Below are 17,845 nucleotides of genomic sequence, written 5' to 3' on the forward strand. Positions count from 1 at the left end.
GTAGACCTCTTCTTTAATTATTACTTAATCTGAATATTTAGCCGGTTAAAAATCCACCGTTCAACGAGTAATCCGAATCCTTCAGCGAAGTGTTAAATCCGAAGGCAGCCCAGCCCAGTAAGTTTGAGCAGTTATTCTCTTAAACGCTTTCTGCACGTGTCTAAACTTTACGCCTTCGCTGCCTTTGTTCTGTTTATGGGGTTGAGCACTTCGCTCATTCGCCTGCAACTTGCATCGTCGCCCGTATCGAAGATGCGCGTGCCTACTTACCGCTCAGTATCGGTAGCCTCACACGCCATGGACCGCATAACGCGCCCCATCGTTGGTATTTACAATTAAGCCGTCATCGGTTACTTAAGCTATATTAGCCATTTTCTGCAAACAAAAGAGCCGCACCCTCAGGGCGCGGCTCTTTTGTTTATCGTTGAAATCAGGCTTTAGAAGTTCCGCTCGCCAGTCTCCCGTTTGCCCAGCATGACGGAACCCACCATCGCCGCCAGCAGCAATACCGAAGCCAACTCAAATGGCAAGGCGTATTGCTGAAACAGCACCAAACCCAGTCGGTCGACCATGCCAATTTGCGAATCGAAGCTAGCAGGGTCGTAGCCGGCGGGGCTCACGTTGCGCATAGCAGCTACCAGAATCAGCAGCAGCGAGCCACCGGCGATGGCTGCCGCAAACTTGGCCAGGGCCGGCTTGTGCGGCTCAGTTTCCTCGTTCAGGTTCAGGAACATAATCACGAACAGGAACAGCACCATGATGGCGCCGGCGTACACGATGATGTTCACCGCGGCCAAGAACTGCGCGTTCAGCAACAGGTAGTGGCCCGAGAGCGTGAAGAACGTGAGGATGAGGAACAGGACGCTGTGCACCGGGTTTTTGGCCAGTACCACGCCCAGCGCACTCAGCAAGGCCACGAACGAGAGAAAGAGGAAGAGAGGGGACATTAAGGTGTCATGCTGAGCGGAGCGAAGCATCTTATCACGCTTGCGCCGCGAGGGTTAACATATTCTGACGAAAGCAGCGGTGATAAGATGCTTGCTTCGTCAGCATGACAGGCAGTTACGCCAGTTGCGAACGCAGCTTGTCAGCCTGCTCGGGCGTGAGCTGGATGCCGCGCTTCGAGCGGTTATCCGGCGTCACGGGCTCTACCAGCCGGTCTTTGCCGTAGATGAACTCGTCGCGCTCGAAGCGCGGCGGGGCCATTTTGTCGGCTTGCAGGTACACGGCGGCTTTAGGACAGGCTTCTTCGCAGAGGCCGCAGAAGATGCAGCGCAGCATGTTGATTTCGTAGCTCACGGCGTACTTCTCCTCGCGGTAGAGGTTTTCCTCGCCTTTCTTGCGCTCGCCAGCCACCATGGTAATGGCTTCGGCGGGGCAGGCCACGGCGCAGAGGCCACAGGCAGTGCAACGCTCCCGGCCCGCTTCGTCGCGCTTAAGCACGTGCAGCCCACGGAAAACCGGGGAGAAGGGACGGGTCTCGTCGGGGTAGCGGATGGTTACCTGCTTCTTGGTAGCGGCCCGGAAAAAGTGCCGCATCGTAATCGTCAGGCCCTGAAAAATCGCCGGCAGGTAAGCCCGCTCGGCGAAAGTCATGGGCTTCTTTTCGAGGACTTTGGCGCGTTTGCTTAAGGATTCCATGGTCGTTAGTTAATTACGCCGAACGTAATCAGGCCGCCCGTAAGTAGGATGTTGAAGATAGCCAGCGGAATGAGAATCGTCCAGCCCAAGCGCATCAGTTGGTCGTAGCGGAAGCGCGGCAAGGTCCAGCGCACCCACATAAAGAAGAAGATGAAGCCGAAGATTTTAGCGAACAAGCCCACCAGCCCAAGGATGGTAATGATGTTTGAGGCCGTCACCAGCTCTAGGTGCTGCGATGAAACCAACCAATCACGCAATTCATATTGGAAAGGGAAGTTGAAGCCGCCGAAGTACAGCACGCTCATCACGGCCGAAGCCACGAATACGTTGATGTATTCAGCGAACAGGTACAGGCCCATTTTCATGGAGCTGTACTCGGTGTGGTAGCCGCCAATCAGCTCAGTTTCGCACTCCGGCAAGTCGAAGGGCGTCCGATTGGTCTCCGCAAAAGCACACACAATGAAGATGATAAAGCCCAGCGGCTGCTTGGCGATGTTCCAGAAGTGCCACTCGCCGGCCACCGACTGCTGCAGGGTGATTTCGCGCAGCGACAGTGTGCCCGACATCATCAGCACGGCAATCAGGGCGAGGCCCATAGCAATTTCATAGCTGATGTTTTGCGAAGCAGCGCGAATGGCGCCCAGCAGCGAGAACTTGTTGTTTGAAGCCCAGCCGCCAATCATGATGCCGTACACGCCCAGCGATACCATGCCGAACACGTAGAGCATCCCGACATTGATTTCAATGCCTTGAAGGTGAATAGACGTTTCACCGAATTGCAGCACATTGCCGAACGGAATAACCGCCGACGACATCAGCGCCGTGACCATCGCCAGGCAGGGCCCGAAAACGAACAGTGCGCGGTTAGCGCCAGCGGGGAAGAATTCCTCTTTGGTGAAGAGCTTCACGGCATCGGCCAGCGGCTGCAACAGGCCGAAGGGACCTGCGCGGTCCGGGCCCACCCGGTCCTGCAGAAACGCGGCGATGACGCGCTCGGCATAAGTAGAATACGTGGCAATCAGCAGCGAAACGCCGAAAACTACCAGAACGACGAGGCCTTGCCAGCCCAGAGCGGGAAGAGTCATATGTTATAATCGTTTGTCATGCTGAGCGCAGCCGAAGCATCTCGCTTGCACAACTAATTCAATCGATTGAGTTACTACCACACGCGAGATGCTTCGGCTCCGCTCAGCATGACGTTCGGTTTTTTAATTAGCCATTAATGCCGCCCAACCGCAGCGGAGGGTTGTGTTCCAGTTCGCGGGTGGTGCTTTCGGGCAAGTCCAGAATTACCTGTGGGTTCACCACCGGCAATTCGTAGTGGTTGGCCGAGATAACCGAAGCACGGTTGATGTGCGCCGGGCCTTCGAGCACCCAGTCCGAGGTTTCCTTTTTGTCGAAGCGGCAGGTGTTGCAAATCCACTCTTTCACCTCGCCGTACTGGTCTTTGCGGGCCGTTACGCGGAGCACATCTTTGCCTTTGTACCAGAGTGTTACTCGGCCGCAGCACTTCTCGTTTTCGCAGTCGCGGTGGGCGTTCACGGGCTTCGTGAACCACACGCGCTGCTTGAAGCGGAAGGTTTTGTCGGTCAGCGCGCCCACTGGGCATACGTCGATGACGTTGCCGCTGAACTCGTTGTCGATGATGTTTTCGATGTAAGTACCGATTTCCGACGCATCGCCGCGGCCCAACACGCCGTGCACACGCTCGGGGGTGAGCTGGTCGGCGGTGTACACGCAGCGGTAGCACAGGATGCAGCGCGTCATGTGCAACTGAATGAGCGGGCCGATGTCGATTTTCTCGAAGGTGCGGCGCTCTTCCTCGTAGCGGGTGGTGCTCACGCCGTGCTCGAAGGCAAAGTCCTGCAGGTCGCACTCGCCGGCCTGGTCGCATACCGGGCAGTCGAGTGGGTGGTTGATGAGCAGCATTTCCACGATGCCCTTGCGCACGTCCATCACCTGCTGCGAGGTCGTGTTTTCGACCACCATGCCGTCTTGCACCGTCGTGATGCACGAGGCCACCAGCTTGGGCATGGGGCGCGGGTCTTTGGCCGAGCCGGCCGCCACGCGCACTAGGCAGGCGCGGCATTTGCCGCCGGTGCCCTTCAGCGGGGTGTAGTAGCACATGGCGGGCGGCACCACGCCCCCGCCAATCTGGCGGACCGCGTTCAGGATAGTGGTTCCGTCCGGAACCTCTACCTCAATGCCGTCGAAGGTAATTTTAGCCATTGTATGGGAGGATAATCGTCAGGGATATTAGGCCAGTACCGGGGCGCCGCGGTACGCCGCGCCGGGCATGGTGGCCTCTTTGGGATTGGTCACGTGCCACTCAAACTCGTGGCGGAAGTGACGCACGGCGGCCGCTACCGGCCACGCCGCGGCTTCGCCGAGCGGGCAGATGGTGTTGCCTTCAATCTGCTTGGCCACGCTCACAATCAGGTCGATGTCGTGCATCGAGCCGTGGCCGTGTTCAAGGCGGTGCAGTACTTTTTCGAGCCAGCCCGTGCCCTCACGGCAGGGCGAGCACTGCCCGCACGACTCGTGGTGATAGAAGCGGCTGAAGTTCCAGGTGTTTTTCACGATGCACGTGGTTTCGTCCATCGCAATGAAGCCACCGGAGCCGAGCATGGTGCCCGTAACGAAGCCGCCGTCAGACAGCGACTCGTAGGTCATCAGGCGGTTTTCGCCAGCTGCGGTTTTCAGGATAAGCTCCTTGGGCAGAATCGGCACCGACGAACCCCCGGCCACTACGGCCTTTAGGTCGCGGCCTTTCCAGATGCCGCCGCAGTACTCATCGGAGTAGATGAATTCTTCCACCGGCACGCCCAGCTCAATTTCGTAGATGCCGGGCTTGTTCAGGTGGCCGCAAGCCGAAATCAGCTTGGTGCCGGTGCTTTTGCCCACGCCCAGCTTGGCGTACTCGTCGCCGCCATCGTTGATAATCGGCACCACAGCCGCGATGGTTTCCACGTTGTTTACCACCGTGGGGCGGGCGTAGAGGCCCTGCACAGCCGGGAATGGCGGCTTATTACGCGGGTTGCCACGCTTGCCTTCCAATGATTCCAGCAGCGCAGTTTCTTCGCCGCAGATGTAGGCGCCGGCCCCGGGGTGCACATGCAAATCGAGCGAGTAGCCCGAACCAAGTATGTTCTCGCCCAGGAAACCAGCCGCGTAAGCTTCAGCAATAGCCTTTTCCAGAATGCGCAGCACGTACAACAACTCGCCGCGGATGTAGATGTAGCTGGTGCGCGCGCCCAAAGCGTAGCTGCCCGTAATCATGCCCTCGATGAGCAAGTGGGGCAGTTTGGCCATCAGCTGACGGTCCTTAAAGGTGCCGGGCTCGGATTCGTCGGCGTTGCAGACGAGGTAGCGCGGCACGCCCTCAGGCTTGGCCAGAAAGCTCCATTTCATGCCCGTGGGGAAGCCCGCGCCGCCGCGGCCGCGCAGGCCCGACTTCTTCACTTCTTCCACCACTTCGTCCGGCGTCATGGTTTTGAGCGCCTTCTCCACGGAGCGGTAGCCGCCGTGCTTGCGGTACACCTCGAAGGTGTCAATGCCTTCGACGTTGATATGTTCAGTTAATAGCTTGCGGCCCATAGTGGTAAGCGTTGTGCTGATGGCCAGCCGATTAGTAGTTCTTCAAGGAATTGGGCAGGCCCGTTTCTTCCCACGGCAGAATGGGTCGGTGCACCAAGCTCTTCAATTCGCTGAGCATGGCGTCCACCGCTTCGGGCGTGTCCAACTGCTCGTAGTATTTCTCGCGCACCTGCACGATGGGGGCAAAACCGCAGGCGGCCAGGCACTCCACTTCTTTCAGGGTGAAGGTACCGTCGGGTGAGGTGCCGCCCACTTTGGCGCCGGTGATGCGCTCGAGGTGCGCCGTCAACTCATCGGAGCCGCGGAGCATGCAGGGGCCCGTGCGGCAGATTTCCAGCACGTGCTTGCCCACCGGCTTCAGGTTGTACTGCGTATAGAAGGAGGAAACCTCGTACACTTCAATGGGCTTGATGCCCAGGGTTTCGGCTACCAAGTCCTGTACTTCGGGGCTTACCCAACCGCCGAACTCGGCTTGCGCAATGTGCAGAATCGGCAGCAGGGCCGACTTGCTCCGGTCTTCCGGGTAGTGCGTGAGCAGGCGCTTGATTTCCGCTTGGGCGGCGGGAGAAAATTGCGGTTTGGTGGGCGCGGTGGTCGGCTCCATATCAATCAGATTCACAGAAAACTAGGCGTCCAGCTCGCCAGCGATGACGTTCATGGACGAGAGAATGACAATGGCGTCCGACAGCGTGGTGCCCACGGCCATTTCCGGGTAAGCTTGGTAATAGATAAAGCACGGCCGGCGGAAGTGCAGGCGGTAGGGCGTGCGGCCGCCGTCCGAAATCAGGTAGAAACCCAACTCGCCGTTGCCGCCTTCCACCGAGTGATATACCTCACCCACAGGCGCATCAATCTCGCCCATGATGATTTTGAAGTGGTAAATCAAGGCCTCCATGTTCTTGTACACTTCCTGCTTGGCGGGCAAGTAGTAGTGCGGGGCGTCAGCGTGGTAGGGGCCTTCGGGCAGGTTTTCCAGCGCTTGCTTGATGATGCGCAGGCTCTGCCAAATCTCCTCGTTGCGGACGATGAAACGGTCGTAGGTATCACCATTGGTGCCCACCGGAATGTCGAACTCGAAGTCCTCGTAAGAAGAATAGGGGTTCATGGCGCGCACGTCGTAGTCGACGCCAGCGGCCCGTAGGTTGGGACCGGTGAAGCCGTAGTTCAACGCCTTCTCCGCCGAAATCGGGCCCACGTTTACCACGCGGTCCATGAAAATGCGGTTGCGATTGAACATCGACTCAAATTCCTTCATCACGGCCGGGAAGGTCTTGAGCCAGTCGCGCAGCTTTTGCAGTGCTACCGGCGAGAAATCCCGCTCCATGCCGCCCACACGGCCCATGTTGGTGGTCAGGCGCGAGCCGCACACCTCCTCGTAGATTTCGTAAATCTTCTCGCGCTCCTGGAACACGTACAGGAAGCCGGTGAAGGCACCCGTGTCCACGCCCAGGATGGAGTTGCAAATCAAGTGGTCGGCAATGCGGGCCAACTCCATCATAATCACGCGCATGTACTGCGCCCGCTTGGGCACCGTCACGCCGAGCAGCTTCTCCACCGTCATGTGCCAGCCCATGTTGTTGATGGGCGACGAACAGTAGTTCATCCGGTCGGTGAGCGGCGTGATTTGGTAGAACGGCCGGCGCTCCGCGATTTTCTCAAACGCGCGGTGGATGTAGCCGATGGTGGGCACGCCCGACACAATCCGCTCGCCATCCATTTGCAGGATGTTCTGGAAGATGCCGTGCGTGGCCGGGTGCGTGGGGCCCAAGTTCAGCGTCGTCAGCTCCTGGCTGAAGTCGTTGAGCAGGGGCATGAGCTGGCCGTGGCGCTGCGCGGCGGCCTCCTCGTGGATTTTATGGGTGCCTTCCAGCGTGTCGTTTACTGCCATGATATGGGTATCAGGGGCCTAGCGGCCGAAAAACAGGTCGGTTTTATCTTCGCGGGTACCGTCCTCGAGCGGGTATTCGCGCCGCATCGGGAAGTAGTCCATGTCCTCGACGTTGAGGATGCGAATGAGATTGGGGTGGCCGGTGAAGATGACGCCGAAAAAGTCGTAGGCCTCGCGCTCCATCCAGTTGGCGGTGGCGTAGAGGTCGGTGAGGGTCGGCACCACCGGGTCGGCGATGGGGAAGTAGATTTTAATCCGCAGGCGAATGTTCTGCGTGAGGCTGTGCAGGTGGTAAATCATGCCTAGTTCCTTGCCCTCGTTCTCGGGGTAGTTGATGCCACACATCGTGGTCAGGAAATGGAATTTGATTTCCTGGTCCTGCTGCAAGCCGGCGATGATGTCGTGGATGCGCTCCCGCGTGGTGGTCACCGTCAGCAGGCCGTAGGGCTCCTCCACATCGGTGAAAGTGGCCTCGCCAAACAGGCGGGTTAGCAAAGCCAGCACCCGCGCATTCTGGACCTTAATCGGGTCTTCGGCAACAGCGACTTCGGGAGCGGCGGCAGATTCCTGAGGATTCATTCTTGGGGAGAAACTAGGAGACAGAAGCTAGGAGCTAGAAGCTGGATGTAATGGAGGCCTTCTCCTAACTTCCAGCTTCTGTCTCCTGGCTCCTTACTTAATGTTGTACGACGCCAGCAGGGCCTGATACTCGGGCGCGTTGCGGCGGCGGAAAGATTCGTTTTTGGCCAGGTCCTGCACGCGCATCAGGCCGTCGAGCACCTGCTCGGGGCGGGGCGGGCAGCCGGGCACGTACACGTCGACCGGGATGATGCGGTCGATGCCTTGTAGCACCGAGTACGAGTCGAAAATGCCGCCCGAGCACGCGCAGGCGCCCATGGCCAGCACCCAGCGGGGCTCAGCCATCTGCTCGTATACTTGCTTCACAATGGGAGCCATTTTCTTGGCGATGGTGCCCATCACCATGAGCAGGTCGGCCTGGCGGGGCGAGAAGCTGGGCCGCTCGGAGCCGAAGCGCGAGATGTCGTAGTGCGAGCCCATGGTGGCCATGAACTCGATGCCGCAGCAAGACGTAGCGAAAGGCAAGGGCCAGAGCGAGTTGGCGCGGGCAATGCCCACCACTTTTTCCAGCGACGTGGCAAAGAAGCCAGCGCCTTCGACGCCCTCGGGAGCCTCAACAGTTTTAATTTCCGGAACGCGGGTATCCATAGATAAAAGGAGTCAGATTTGGGGGCCAAATGGCCTGACTGCGAACACCAGCGGCGCCGCAAAAGTTTGGCCGAATTAGGCTTCGTTCCAGCGCAGAATGCCCTTTTTGATAATGTAAGCGAAGCCGGCCAGCAGAAACACCATAAATAGAATCATGGCAATGAAACCGTCGTTGCCCAGGGCGCGGAAGTTCACGGCCCAGGGGTACATGAAGATGACTTCGACGTCGAACAGCACGAATACAATCGCCGTGAGGAAGTATTTCACCGAAATCGGGGTGCGGGCGTTGCCCACCGACTCGATGCCGCACTCGAAGGAAGCATCCTTCACCGTGCTATGGCGTTTCGGGCCCACGAGGTGAGAAACAATCATGGCGAAGGCGACGAACGCCAGCGCCAGACCGAATTGAATGATAATCGGGAGGTAATCGGAAGGCTGGTAATTGGCAGCCGGCAGGACTAATAACATAACAATCAGACTAGTGGCAAGCAGGCCCCAAGGGCGCTGAAGGGCAAAGGTAGCGCGCACGGGTTTGGGGCGCAATGTTGGGGCTATGTGCAGGCCAAGAACCGTCGTTGGGAACGCAGGCCGCTACAAAATCTGCACAAGCTGATGTTGAGCTAATGCCTGTGAATCAATGATAAAGTGCTGCATCTAGCTTGCGGTAATCAGGGAATGCTCTTGCTAGGTTCAGCAAACCCCTTGATAACTATTTGCAGTGCGGGTGGGGAACTGGCAAATTCTTCGGCGCTATCCGCTTCTGGGTGTTGGCTGCTACTCCTGGGGCGTTAGCTCAGAAATGTTTTATTTAGCTCAATTACTTGATGAGTGGTTCTCCGCCACGCATGGGCGCCGACACGTCAAACCTCCCCAAGCTATGCTTAACCCAGATACACAGTTGGAGCGCACCCCATTTGAGCGAAGCGCGGAGGCAGTTTTCGTGCTGGACGGGGCCGGTAATTTCCTGCGGGCTAACTCCCGCTTTGCGCATTTGTTGGGCTATCCCGCGGCGCAGCTGCACGGCACATCGTTTTTGCATTACCTAAGCCCGGAGGAGGCGGAACAAGGCCAGCAGTACCTAGCACGGGCCGCTGCCGGCGAAGTGGTGAGCTACCAGGCGAGCGTGTTGGGCAACGGCGAGCCGCTGGTGCTGGATTTTCAGCTGCTGCCGGTGCTCACCGCCGATGAACGGACTGCCGGCGTGTATGGCATTGCCCGGCCGCTAGCCGACCAGCCCCCATTAAATGCGGCCTTAGTAGAAAGAGAGCAGCAGCTGTCCGTAATTTTTAATGCCATTGCCGATGTTACGTTCGTGCTTAACGTGGAGGACGATGGGCGCTACCGCTTTATTTTCGCCAACAAAGCCTTTGAGCGAACCACCGGGATTCCGCCCGAAAAGGTGGCGGGCAGCTACGTCGACGCAATAATTCCGGAGCCGTCGCTCGCCTTGGTGTTGCAGAAATACCAGGAAGCCGTGACCACACTGGAACGGGTGGTCTGGCAGGAAACGTCGGACTACCCGACCGGCCGGGTGACAGGTGAGGTGAGCGTGACGCCCGTGTGCGACGAGGCCGGCCGCTGCCACCAACTGGTGGGCGTCGTGCACGACCTGACCAAGGAGAAGCAGGTGGAAGAAGCCTTGCGGGCGAGCAACGAGCGGTTTGTGTATGTGCTGAAAGCCACCAATGACGCTGTTTATGACTGGAATGTAGTGGAGGACACGCTGTATTGGGGAGAGGGGTTTGCATTCCTGTTTGGGTATCAGCTCAAGCAGAACCCCGTTTCCTTTAGCGGCTGGGCCGATTACGTGCACCCCGACGATACGCACCGCACCGTGGCGGGCCTGCAGCGGGTGGTGTACGAAACCACGGATTCGTTCTGGGAAGACGAGTACCGGTTTCATCGGGCCGACGGTTCCTGGGCCGTTGTCATGGACCGGGGCTACATCCTGCGGGATGCCGCGGGCCACGCCCTGCGCATGATTGGGGCCATGCAGGACATTACGCCCCGCAAGCAGGCCGAAGAGCGGCAGCGGCTACTCACCGAAAGGCTGGCCAGGCAAAACTCGGACTTACAGCAATTTACCTACATCGTGTCGCACAACCTGCGCGCGCCGCTGGCCAATGCCCTTGGCTTTAGCGACCTGCTTAGCCGCGTCGACAAACAATCGGAGGTATTTGACCAATCGGTGCAAAACCTGCGCACCAGCCTCCTGCAGCTCGACCAGGTGCTAACCGATGTGAACGACATCCTTTCGCTTCGCGACGAGCAAGGAGGCTACCGGCCCGAGCCGGTGGCAGTAGCTGCCGTGTGCCGGGAGGCACTGCTTGGCCTGCAGGAATCGTTGCGGGCGTGCGGGGGCGAGCTGCACAGTAATATTCCGGAAACGTTGCGGGTACTCGGCAGCCGGGCTTATTTTCACAGTATCTTCTATAATTTGGTGTCAAATTCCATCAAGTACCGTTCCGACGAGCGGCCCTTGCGTATAGACATCACGGCCACCGTCGGGCCCAATGCCGACACGACCATCACTGTGCGCGACAACGGGCTGGGCATCAGCCAGGAAAAGGGAAGCGAGGAGATTTTTCAGCTGTACCGGCGATTCCACACCGATAAAGCCGGGCGCGGCGTTGGGCTGTACTTAGTTAAAGCTCACATGGAGGCCATGGGTGGACAAATTATTGTCCGGAGTCAGGTCAACGAAGGCACCGAATTCATACTTTATTTTAGGCAACGTGCGGATGAAAACCTACCTGATTGACGACGACCAGCTCGGGATTTACCTCACCGAGCAGTTGTTGCTAGCCGAAGGTTTTTCCAATTCCATTTGCACGTTCGAATCGGCCGAAGCAGCCTTGCAGTCGCTGGCGCAAGGAGAAGAAGAGATGCCGCAGGTGGTGTTTCTGGACCTGAACATGCCGGTAATGAACGGCTGGGAATTCCTGGACGCCCTGGCACCCTACGAGAAAAAAATGCGCGGCAACTGCCATATCTACATCCTCACGTCGTCGCTGGCGCTCACCGACCTGGAGAAATCCAAGCACTACGACCTGGTAGTTGGCCTGATTCATAAGCCCCTCGACAGCAAAGAAATCCGCGCCATTCAGGCGCAGCTGGAAAATGGCTTGGAAGCGTAGTAAAAGCCGGCCGGTGAATTAATTGAGCTGGTTTGAGTTGAAATTTCTGCTAAAAGCAAAAAGCCGCCTCCATTGCTGGAAGCGGCTTTTGCATGTTGAGCTGATTTGAATAAGCCCAATAGAAAGTTCTACAGGCCCTTGTCGCGGTTCAGGTCTTCGGCTGGCTCCGAGCCCAGGAAGGGGTAGCGGTAATCGGTCACGGGCACGAAGGTTTCCTTGATGGCGCGAGGCGACACCCAACGAATCAGGTTGAGCTGCGAGCCGGCTTTGTCGTTGGTGCCGGAGGCGCGGGCTCCACCGAAAGGCTGCTGACCGACCACGGCGCCGGTGGGCTTGTCGTTGATGTAGAAGTTTCCGGCCGCATTCATCAGGCGCTTGGAGGCCAGGTCGATGGCGTACCGGTCCTGGGCAAACACGGCACCGGTGAGGGCATAGGGCGAGGTGGTATCCACCAGCGCCAGCGTCTCTTCAAACTTGTTCTCGTCGTATACGTGTACCGTGAGCACCGGTCCGAATAGCTCCTCGCACATGGTCACGTACTTGGGGTCTTTGGCCACAATCACCGTCGGCTCAATAAAGTAGCCTTTCGACTTGTCGTGGCCGCCGCCGGCAATGATTTCCACGTTCGGGTCGGCCTTGGCGTCGTCGAGGTATTTGGCGAGCTTATCAAAGGAAACCTCGCTGATAACGGCGTTGATGAAGTTGCCGAAATCCTCCACGTCGCCCATTTTGAACGAGGCGAGGTCTTCTTTCACGTAGCCCAAGATTTCTTCGGCCGTGTTCGAAGGCAGGTACACGCGGGAAGCCGCCGAGCATTTCTGGCCCTGGTACTCAAACGCGCCCCGGCTCATGGCCACGGCCACCGCCTTGGGGTGAGCCGAGTGGTGGGCCAGGATAAAGTCCTTACCGCCGGTTTCGCCCACGATGCGCGGGTACGACTTATACAGGTGAATGTTCTGGCCAATGGTCTTCCAGATGTTCTGGAACACGCCCGTAGAGCCGGTGAAGTGAATGCCGGCAAAGTCGCGGTGCGAGAAAATAACGTCGCCGGCCGTGGGGCCGTCCACGTACACGAGGTTAATCACGCCGTCAGGCACGCCCGCTTCCTTGAACAGCTCCATCAGCACCTGGGCCGAGTAAATCTGCGTGTTGGCGGGCTTCCACACCACCACGTTGCCCATCATGGCCGCCGACGAAGGCAGGTTGCCGGCGATGGACGTGAAGTTGAACGGCGTGAGGGCAAACACGAAGCCTTCCAGCGGGCGGTGCTCCACACGGTTCCACATGCCGGGCAGGCTCTGGGGCTGCTGCTTGTAGATTTCCTGCATGTAGTACACGTTGAACCGGAAGAAGTCAATCAGCTCGCAAGCGGCATCGATTTCGGCCTGAAACGCATTCTTGCTCTGCCCCAGCATGGTGGCCGCGTTGATGCGGGCGCGGTAGGGGCCGGCCAGCAAGTCGGCCGCTTTCAGGAACACGGCGGCGCGGTGTTCCCAGGGCAATTCAGCCCAAGCCGTGCGGGCAGCCAGGGCGGCCTCAATGGCGAGGGTGACGTGGCTGGCGTCGCCGGCGTGGAAATGGCCAATGGTGCGCTGGTGGTCGTGGGGTGGGCTGATGCGCTCCAGTTTGCCGGTCCGTACTTCCTTCCCGCCGATGTACATCGGAATGTCCAGCTCCAAATTGCGCAGGCTCTTGAGTTGCTGCTGCAGCTCCAGCCGCTCTTTCGAGCCGGGCGCGTAGCCTTTCACGGGTTCGTTAATCGGGATGGGGACGTTGAAAAAGGCGTTGGCCATAAGGTGCGGGTTAGGTGTTTATGGAGTTTTGAGTGGGAGGGGGCAAAGGTAAAGCGAATCTTAAAGCTGCTTCGTTAACTCTTTCACCTGCTGCTCCAGGTCCTTGAAAGAGCCGGTATTGTAAATCGTAAAATCAAAGTGCTGATACGTATCCATCGCCGTTTCGCTGGGGTGGTTGTCGTCACGGGTGCCGTCGCCGCGCTGCTTGAGCGGGTCGCCTTCGATGCGCAGCATCAGGCCGCCGCGGGCCCGGATGGGGTCGGCTTCGTTGGCAAAGCGCACGTCGGGCACCAGCACGCAGGCATCGTGCGGCAGCGCGGCAAAAAAGGCATCGACCCACACCATGGGCTCCCACACGCGCAGGGCCTGGCCCACTTGCTGGAGCATTTCGCCCCGGGTGCGCTGGAAAGTGGGCACCAACTGGGCCTTGCCTCTTTGGGTGTAATAGGGCGCCACGTCCTCGCCCGTGAGGGCCGCACAGACCGACTTAATGGAATCGCCGAAAGAGCGGATTTGCCAGAGGCGCGCGGGTTGCTGTTGCTGCAGCAGGCGCGCCACGGTGTCTTTGCCGCTACCCCGGCGGCCCGACATGCCAATCAGATGTATCATAAGGAGGCTACAAAATGTCCTTCAGTTCGCTCAGGCAACTGATTTCGTGGGTAATCTGGTTGAAGTGCCGGCGTTTGTCGGGGTTGAAATACACCTGGTCGATGCCGGCGTTGTAGGCGCCCAGCACGTCGCACTCCAGGTTGTCGCCTATCATCAGGCTTTCGGCGGCGGTGGCGCCCGTGCGCTCCAGCGCGTGCTGAAACATGCGCGGGTCGGGCTTGAGGTGGCCGCTGTGCTCGGAGGTGATGACTTCCTCGAAATAGTGCGATAGGTTCGACGAAACCAGCTTGAGGTCCTGGATGTCGTTGAAGCCGTTGGTGATTAAGTGGAGCCGGTACTTGGGCTTGAGGTAGTCCAGCACTTCGTGTGTGAAGGGGAATACCGCCGATTTCTGCGGGAGAATGGTGGTAAACTCGGCCGAAATAGTGGCCGGAATCTGGTCTTCCGGCACGCCCAGTTTGGTCAGCGTGCGCACGAAGCGGACCTCGCGCAGTTGCTTTTGGGTAATCTTATTGTTTTGGTACAGGCGCCACAGCGCGTGGTTGACGTCGCTGTAGACCTGGATAAACTCCTCGACGGTGAACGTGCCAAAGCGCGCAAAATCATGCCGCTCAAATAGCGTGCGCAGCGTTTCGTTCGCGTTTTTTTCGAAGTCCCACAGCGTGTGGTCGAGGTCGAAGAAGAGGTGGCGATAGGTTTTCAATGGCTCAAGTAATAAGTATCAGAAAGCAACTACAGCTCGGGTGGCCCTTTTGATTCAACACGCCACGCTCAAAATCTCTTTAGCCAATGCCGCCGGCCAGCGCCATGCTCAGCACGCCCGCCAGCATAATGCCCTTGCACCAAGCACTTAGGTGCTTGAAGTGGCGCCGGCGGTCGGCCCGGATGAGCAGGCGCGCCAGCTGCACCATGGGCAGCAGCACCAGCAGCACCAGCCACAGCCCCAGCGGCCAGTGCCCGCTCCCAAACAGGCGCGCCGTGGCCCCCGCCGTGAGCAAGGCCAGGCAGCCCAGAAAGAAGCCCGCCACCCATTTGGTTTGGGCCACGCCCACCACCAGCGGCAGGGTGCGGCAGCCGTGCTGGGCGTCGCCGCGCATGTCTTCCACGTCCTTCACAATTTCGCGCACCATGGTGAGCAGAAACGCGGCCAGGGCGTAGGGCCACACCACGCTGTGGCTGTTGTTGCGCGCCAGCTGCAGCTGCAGCTCAGGTAGCAGCACCAGCGCCGCCGTGAGCGTGGCAATGCTGGCGTTGCCGGCCAGCGCCACCCGCTTGAACCGCGCCGAGTAGCCCCACAGCAGCAGCGCCGTGCCCAAGGTTACGGCCCCCAGCACGGGGTGGAGCCAGCCCGCCAGCAGCACGCCCGTGCCGCTCAGTATCAGGTGGGCCAGCATGGCTTTGCGCCGCTGCACCACGCGCCCAATCACCAGCCGGTCGGGCCGGTTGATGGCATCGATTTTAACGTCGTAATAGTCGTTGATGATGTAGCCGCCCGCCGCCACCAGCAGCGCCGCCAGCACCAGCACCAAGAAGCGGGGCTCCAGCAGGGCCGTGCCCAGCGGCTGCTCGGGCAGCAGCAATCCCGCACGCACCAGGGCCAGGCACAGCAGCATGATGAGCAAATTGGGCCAGCGCACCAGCGTGGGCAACGCCGAGCCCAGCCCACCCGCCGGAAACGGGGGCAGCGCCGGGTGCGGCAGCTTGGGCGGGGGCGTGGTCATGGTGGGCAGGTGGGGCAGACTGCAAAGGTCGGGGAAAGAGAACGGCCTTGGGCCGGAAGTGGGCGCCGGGCGCAATAAAAAAGCTTCTCCGGGAGGGGAGAAGCTTTCTGCGGGTAGCCCCGCTATTATTGATTTAGCTCAGACTTTGCGCACGTTCACGGCGTTGATGCCTTTGCGGCCTTCCTGGGTTTCGAACTCAACTCGGTCGTTTTGTTGCACTGTGGCTCCGTTCAGGCCGGTTACGTGCACGAAGAAGTCTTCCTTCGTTTGGTCGTCGGTCACGAAGCCGTAGCCTTTGGCTTCGTTGAAAAATTTGATGATGCCGGTTTTCATGCAAAAAAACAAAAATGGAAAGATGAGAAACTGCCCGGGTAAAGGCTGCAGAAATGCCTGAAATGGGTTTTTAATTCACTTCAGGGCAGCTTACGCGGGAAATCAACGCCGGGTTGGCTGCCCGGTGTTCTAACCCCATCCGTTATTGGTTATCGCGCCACTCGTACACCCACTTGGCCTGAATCTGCTCGAGGTGGCCTTCGGTAGCCTGCTCGCGGGTGCCGTTGAAGTTGCTCAAACTCAGCACCCATTCAATCAAATCGGTGAAGCGGATGCGGTAAATTTTCGCCTCGGTAAAATCATCGCCGAACTTCTCGTAGAGCGCCATGGCAATGTCTTCGTGGTCGGCCCAGTGCATGGGCGGCTCGAAATGATTCATCTGTTGGAGTTATGAGGTTTGAATTATGAGTTATGAGTTGAAAATGAGGCTAGATTGAGCTGCCTGGGCAACTCAAACCTCATAATTCAAACCTCATAATTAGAAATCTAGTGGCCCAGGAAATGCTGGGGCGGGATGGTCACGACCAGCTGCGTGCCGGCTTGCACCACGCACTGGCAGGCCAGGCGGGAGTTGATGCGCGGGTTCTCGGCGCGGTCAATAAAGTCCTCCTCCTTGTCGCTGATTTCGGGCAGGTCGTCGCCGCCCGAGTTGATGTAGACGTGGCAGGTGCTGCAGCCGCATACGCCGCCGCAGTTGTGCTGGAGCTGGATGCCGTTGTTGAGGGCCACGTCGAGCACCGACTCGCCGGGGGCCGCCACGTGGGTTTGGGCCGGCTGGCCGTCGCTAAGTTGGAAGGTGATGGTGGTGGCGGGAACAGACAAAACGAGAAGCAAAAATGGCGAAAAAGACACGGCCGTAGCCGCCGCAAAGGTACTCCTCCCGGTCCCGGCATCAAAGTTGGGCTTGAATGCTGGCGGTGAGCTGCCCATACAGGGCCTGCCACGCCGGGTGGGCCGCCAGCGCCGCCTGGTGGGCGGCCAGGGTCGGCGCATCTTGGCGGGCAGCGGGCCCGGTTTGCACGGAGAAAGGCGGATTGGCCAGGGCTTTGTCCACGGTTTCGCGCACGAGCGGGGCCAGCAACGCCGACGGCAGGTTGGCTTCGGCCAGGAGGGCCTCGGCAATGCCCAACAGGTGGTTGGTGAAATTGTTGGCAAACACGGCGGCCACGTGCAGCTTCAGCCGTTGAGCCGAATCGAGGCGCCGCACGTGCTGGCTCAGGCTACCGGCCAGGTCCAGCAGGGTGGTTTCGGCGGTCAGGTCGTTGGCTTCGATGCACAGCGGCACCGTGGGCCAGTCGATGGCCCGGCCCGGGCTGAAGGTTTGCAGCGGGTACAAGACGCCGCCGCGCACGGTGGGCTGGCTTTCAAAAATGCTGAGCGGCAGGGCGCCCGCCAAATGCGCCACCAGCGCCCCGGCCGGCCAGCTGATGCTGTTCAGCAGCGGCGTCACGGCCGCATCGGGCACTGCCAGAAGGTAGACATCGGCGGCGGGAAGGGGAGCTGCCAAAGTGGTCAGGACCGCGGTGCCGGGAAGCTGGGCGGCCAGGGCTTCGGCCGTGGGGGCTGTGCGGCTCCAGACAAATACCACGTGGTGGCCGGCGGCGGCCAGTGCCGGGGCTAGCTGGCTGGCCACGCGGCCCGCGCCAAATAGCCCAATTCGTAATTGTGGGCGAGGTAAACCACTCATTTAAATGAGGTTATTTGGTTGCCGATGTCGCAGCGAATATATTTTGGGACGGCTCGCCGCACTTCAGCGATACAAAGCTGCCGAATAAGGGTCGGGAGCTAGATAGTTATGCTAAAAATTAGCAATTTGTGCACTCAAAAGTACTCGATAGCATACTGCTGCTGCCGTTTTCCGGAGTCCTTATCCCCGCGCTTTATAATTCATCCTTTTCC

21 protein-coding genes are annotated in these 17,845 nt (G+C 59.1%); 3 read left to right on the top strand and 18 right to left on the bottom strand.

Features of this window, described 5'->3' with window-relative positions; all coding sequences use genetic code 11:
• The first annotated feature begins 156 nt into the window (after positions 1-156).
• The gene (locus tag LJ738_RS00120) at positions 157-339 is read left to right on the top strand and encodes a hypothetical protein (protein ID WP_227784295.1); all 183 of its coding nucleotides are present in this window, start codon (positions 157-159) and stop codon (positions 337-339) included.
• Between the two features lie 98 nt (positions 340-437).
• Here the strand turns inward: LJ738_RS00120 and LJ738_RS00125 are convergent, their stop codons facing one another.
• From LJ738_RS00125 to LJ738_RS00170, 10 genes are all read right to left on the bottom strand, one after another.
• Positions 438-947 (bottom strand): NADH-quinone oxidoreductase subunit J family protein, encoded by a 510-nt coding sequence (locus LJ738_RS00125; protein ID WP_068188965.1) that lies wholly within the window; start codon positions 945-947, stop codon positions 438-440.
• Positions 948-1,062: 115 nt separating this feature from the next.
• The gene (locus LJ738_RS00130; protein WP_227784296.1) at positions 1,063-1,641 is read right to left on the bottom strand and encodes a NuoI/complex I 23 kDa subunit family protein; all 579 of its coding nucleotides are present in this window, start codon (positions 1,639-1,641) and stop codon (positions 1,063-1,065) included.
• Positions 1,642-1,646: 5 nt separating this feature from the next.
• Positions 1,647-2,726 carry an NADH-quinone oxidoreductase subunit NuoH gene (gene nuoH / locus LJ738_RS00135; RefSeq protein ID WP_227784297.1) on the bottom strand — a complete coding sequence of 360 codons (1,080 nt, stop codon included), beginning with the start codon at positions 2,724-2,726 and terminating at the stop codon, positions 1,647-1,649.
• Between the two features lie 127 nt (positions 2,727-2,853).
• Positions 2,854-3,870 (bottom strand): NADH-quinone oxidoreductase subunit G, encoded by a 1,017-nt coding sequence (locus tag LJ738_RS00140; protein ID WP_227784298.1) that lies wholly within the window; start codon positions 3,868-3,870, stop codon positions 2,854-2,856.
• Between the two features lie 27 nt (positions 3,871-3,897).
• A complete protein-coding gene (gene nuoF, locus LJ738_RS00145; protein WP_227784299.1) occupies positions 3,898-5,238 on the bottom strand; it encodes an NADH-quinone oxidoreductase subunit NuoF in 1,341 nt (446 codons plus the stop codon).
• Positions 5,239-5,269: 31 nt separating this feature from the next.
• A complete protein-coding gene (locus tag LJ738_RS00150) occupies positions 5,270-5,842 on the bottom strand; it encodes an NADH-quinone oxidoreductase subunit NuoE family protein (protein WP_068188950.1) in 573 nt (190 codons plus the stop codon).
• A gap of 21 nt (positions 5,843-5,863) precedes the next feature.
• Positions 5,864-7,051 carry an NADH dehydrogenase (quinone) subunit D gene (locus tag LJ738_RS00155; RefSeq protein WP_046244293.1) on the bottom strand — a complete coding sequence of 396 codons (1,188 nt, stop codon included), beginning with the start codon at positions 7,049-7,051 and terminating at the stop codon, positions 5,864-5,866.
• Positions 7,052-7,144: 93 nt separating this feature from the next.
• Positions 7,145-7,705, bottom strand: coding sequence for an NADH-quinone oxidoreductase subunit C (locus LJ738_RS00160; RefSeq protein WP_227784300.1), 561 nt, complete (start codon positions 7,703-7,705; stop codon positions 7,145-7,147).
• 93 nt (positions 7,706-7,798) lie between these two features.
• Complete coding sequence (locus LJ738_RS00165) at positions 7,799-8,353, bottom strand: NADH-quinone oxidoreductase subunit B (RefSeq protein WP_092674994.1); 555 nt, start codon at positions 8,351-8,353, stop codon at positions 7,799-7,801.
• Between the two features lie 75 nt (positions 8,354-8,428).
• The gene (locus LJ738_RS00170; RefSeq protein WP_227784301.1) at positions 8,429-8,821 is read right to left on the bottom strand and encodes an NADH-quinone oxidoreductase subunit A; all 393 of its coding nucleotides are present in this window, start codon (positions 8,819-8,821) and stop codon (positions 8,429-8,431) included.
• A gap of 409 nt (positions 8,822-9,230) precedes the next feature.
• On the opposite strand from LJ738_RS00170, the gene LJ738_RS00175 reads away from it, so the two are divergent.
• Positions 9,231-11,114: a PAS domain-containing sensor histidine kinase gene (locus tag LJ738_RS00175; RefSeq protein ID WP_227784302.1), complete on the top strand. Its 1,884-nt coding sequence runs from the start codon at positions 9,231-9,233 to the stop codon at positions 11,112-11,114.
• A complete protein-coding gene (locus LJ738_RS00180) occupies positions 11,095-11,490 on the top strand; it encodes a response regulator (protein ID WP_227784303.1) in 396 nt (131 codons plus the stop codon). The genes LJ738_RS00175 and LJ738_RS00180 overlap by 20 nt, the downstream gene beginning before the upstream one ends.
• Positions 11,491-11,618: 128 nt before the next feature.
• On the opposite strand, the gene pruA is transcribed toward LJ738_RS00180, so the two are convergent.
• From pruA to LJ738_RS00220, 8 genes are all read right to left on the bottom strand, one after another.
• Complete coding sequence (pruA, locus tag LJ738_RS00185; RefSeq protein WP_227784304.1) at positions 11,619-13,283, bottom strand: L-glutamate gamma-semialdehyde dehydrogenase; 1,665 nt, start codon at positions 13,281-13,283, stop codon at positions 11,619-11,621.
• Between the two features lie 60 nt (positions 13,284-13,343).
• A complete protein-coding gene (locus tag LJ738_RS00190) occupies positions 13,344-13,892 on the bottom strand; it encodes a nucleoside/nucleotide kinase family protein (protein WP_227784305.1) in 549 nt (182 codons plus the stop codon).
• Positions 13,893-13,899: 7 nt separating this feature from the next.
• Complete coding sequence (locus LJ738_RS00195) at positions 13,900-14,595, bottom strand: YjjG family noncanonical pyrimidine nucleotidase (protein ID WP_227784306.1); 696 nt, start codon at positions 14,593-14,595, stop codon at positions 13,900-13,902.
• Positions 14,596-14,674: 79 nt separating this feature from the next.
• Positions 14,675-15,613, bottom strand: coding sequence for a geranylgeranylglycerol-phosphate geranylgeranyltransferase (locus LJ738_RS00200; RefSeq protein WP_227784307.1), 939 nt, complete (start codon positions 15,611-15,613; stop codon positions 14,675-14,677).
• A 138-nt stretch (positions 15,614-15,751) separates the two neighbouring features.
• On the bottom strand, positions 15,752-15,946 hold the full coding sequence (locus LJ738_RS00205; RefSeq protein WP_068188929.1) for a cold-shock protein: 195 nt from the start codon (positions 15,944-15,946) through the stop codon (positions 15,752-15,754).
• 142 nt (positions 15,947-16,088) lie between these two features.
• Positions 16,089-16,325 carry a Fe-S cluster assembly protein IscX gene (gene iscX, locus LJ738_RS00210; protein ID WP_068188926.1) on the bottom strand — a complete coding sequence of 79 codons (237 nt, stop codon included), beginning with the start codon at positions 16,323-16,325 and terminating at the stop codon, positions 16,089-16,091.
• Positions 16,326-16,432: 107 nt separating this feature from the next.
• Positions 16,433-16,768: a 2Fe-2S iron-sulfur cluster-binding protein gene (locus tag LJ738_RS00215; RefSeq protein ID WP_082684839.1), complete on the bottom strand. Its 336-nt coding sequence runs from the start codon at positions 16,766-16,768 to the stop codon at positions 16,433-16,435.
• A 70-nt stretch (positions 16,769-16,838) separates the two neighbouring features.
• Positions 16,839-17,633 carry a Rossmann-like and DUF2520 domain-containing protein gene (locus LJ738_RS00220; protein ID WP_227784308.1) on the bottom strand — a complete coding sequence of 265 codons (795 nt, stop codon included), beginning with the start codon at positions 17,631-17,633 and terminating at the stop codon, positions 16,839-16,841.
• Positions 17,634-17,845: the final 212 nt, after the last annotated feature.

This window comes from Hymenobacter plasmatis (assembly GCF_020711255.1).
In the GTDB taxonomy this organism is placed as follows: Bacteria; Bacteroidota; Bacteroidia; order Cytophagales; family Hymenobacteraceae; genus Hymenobacter.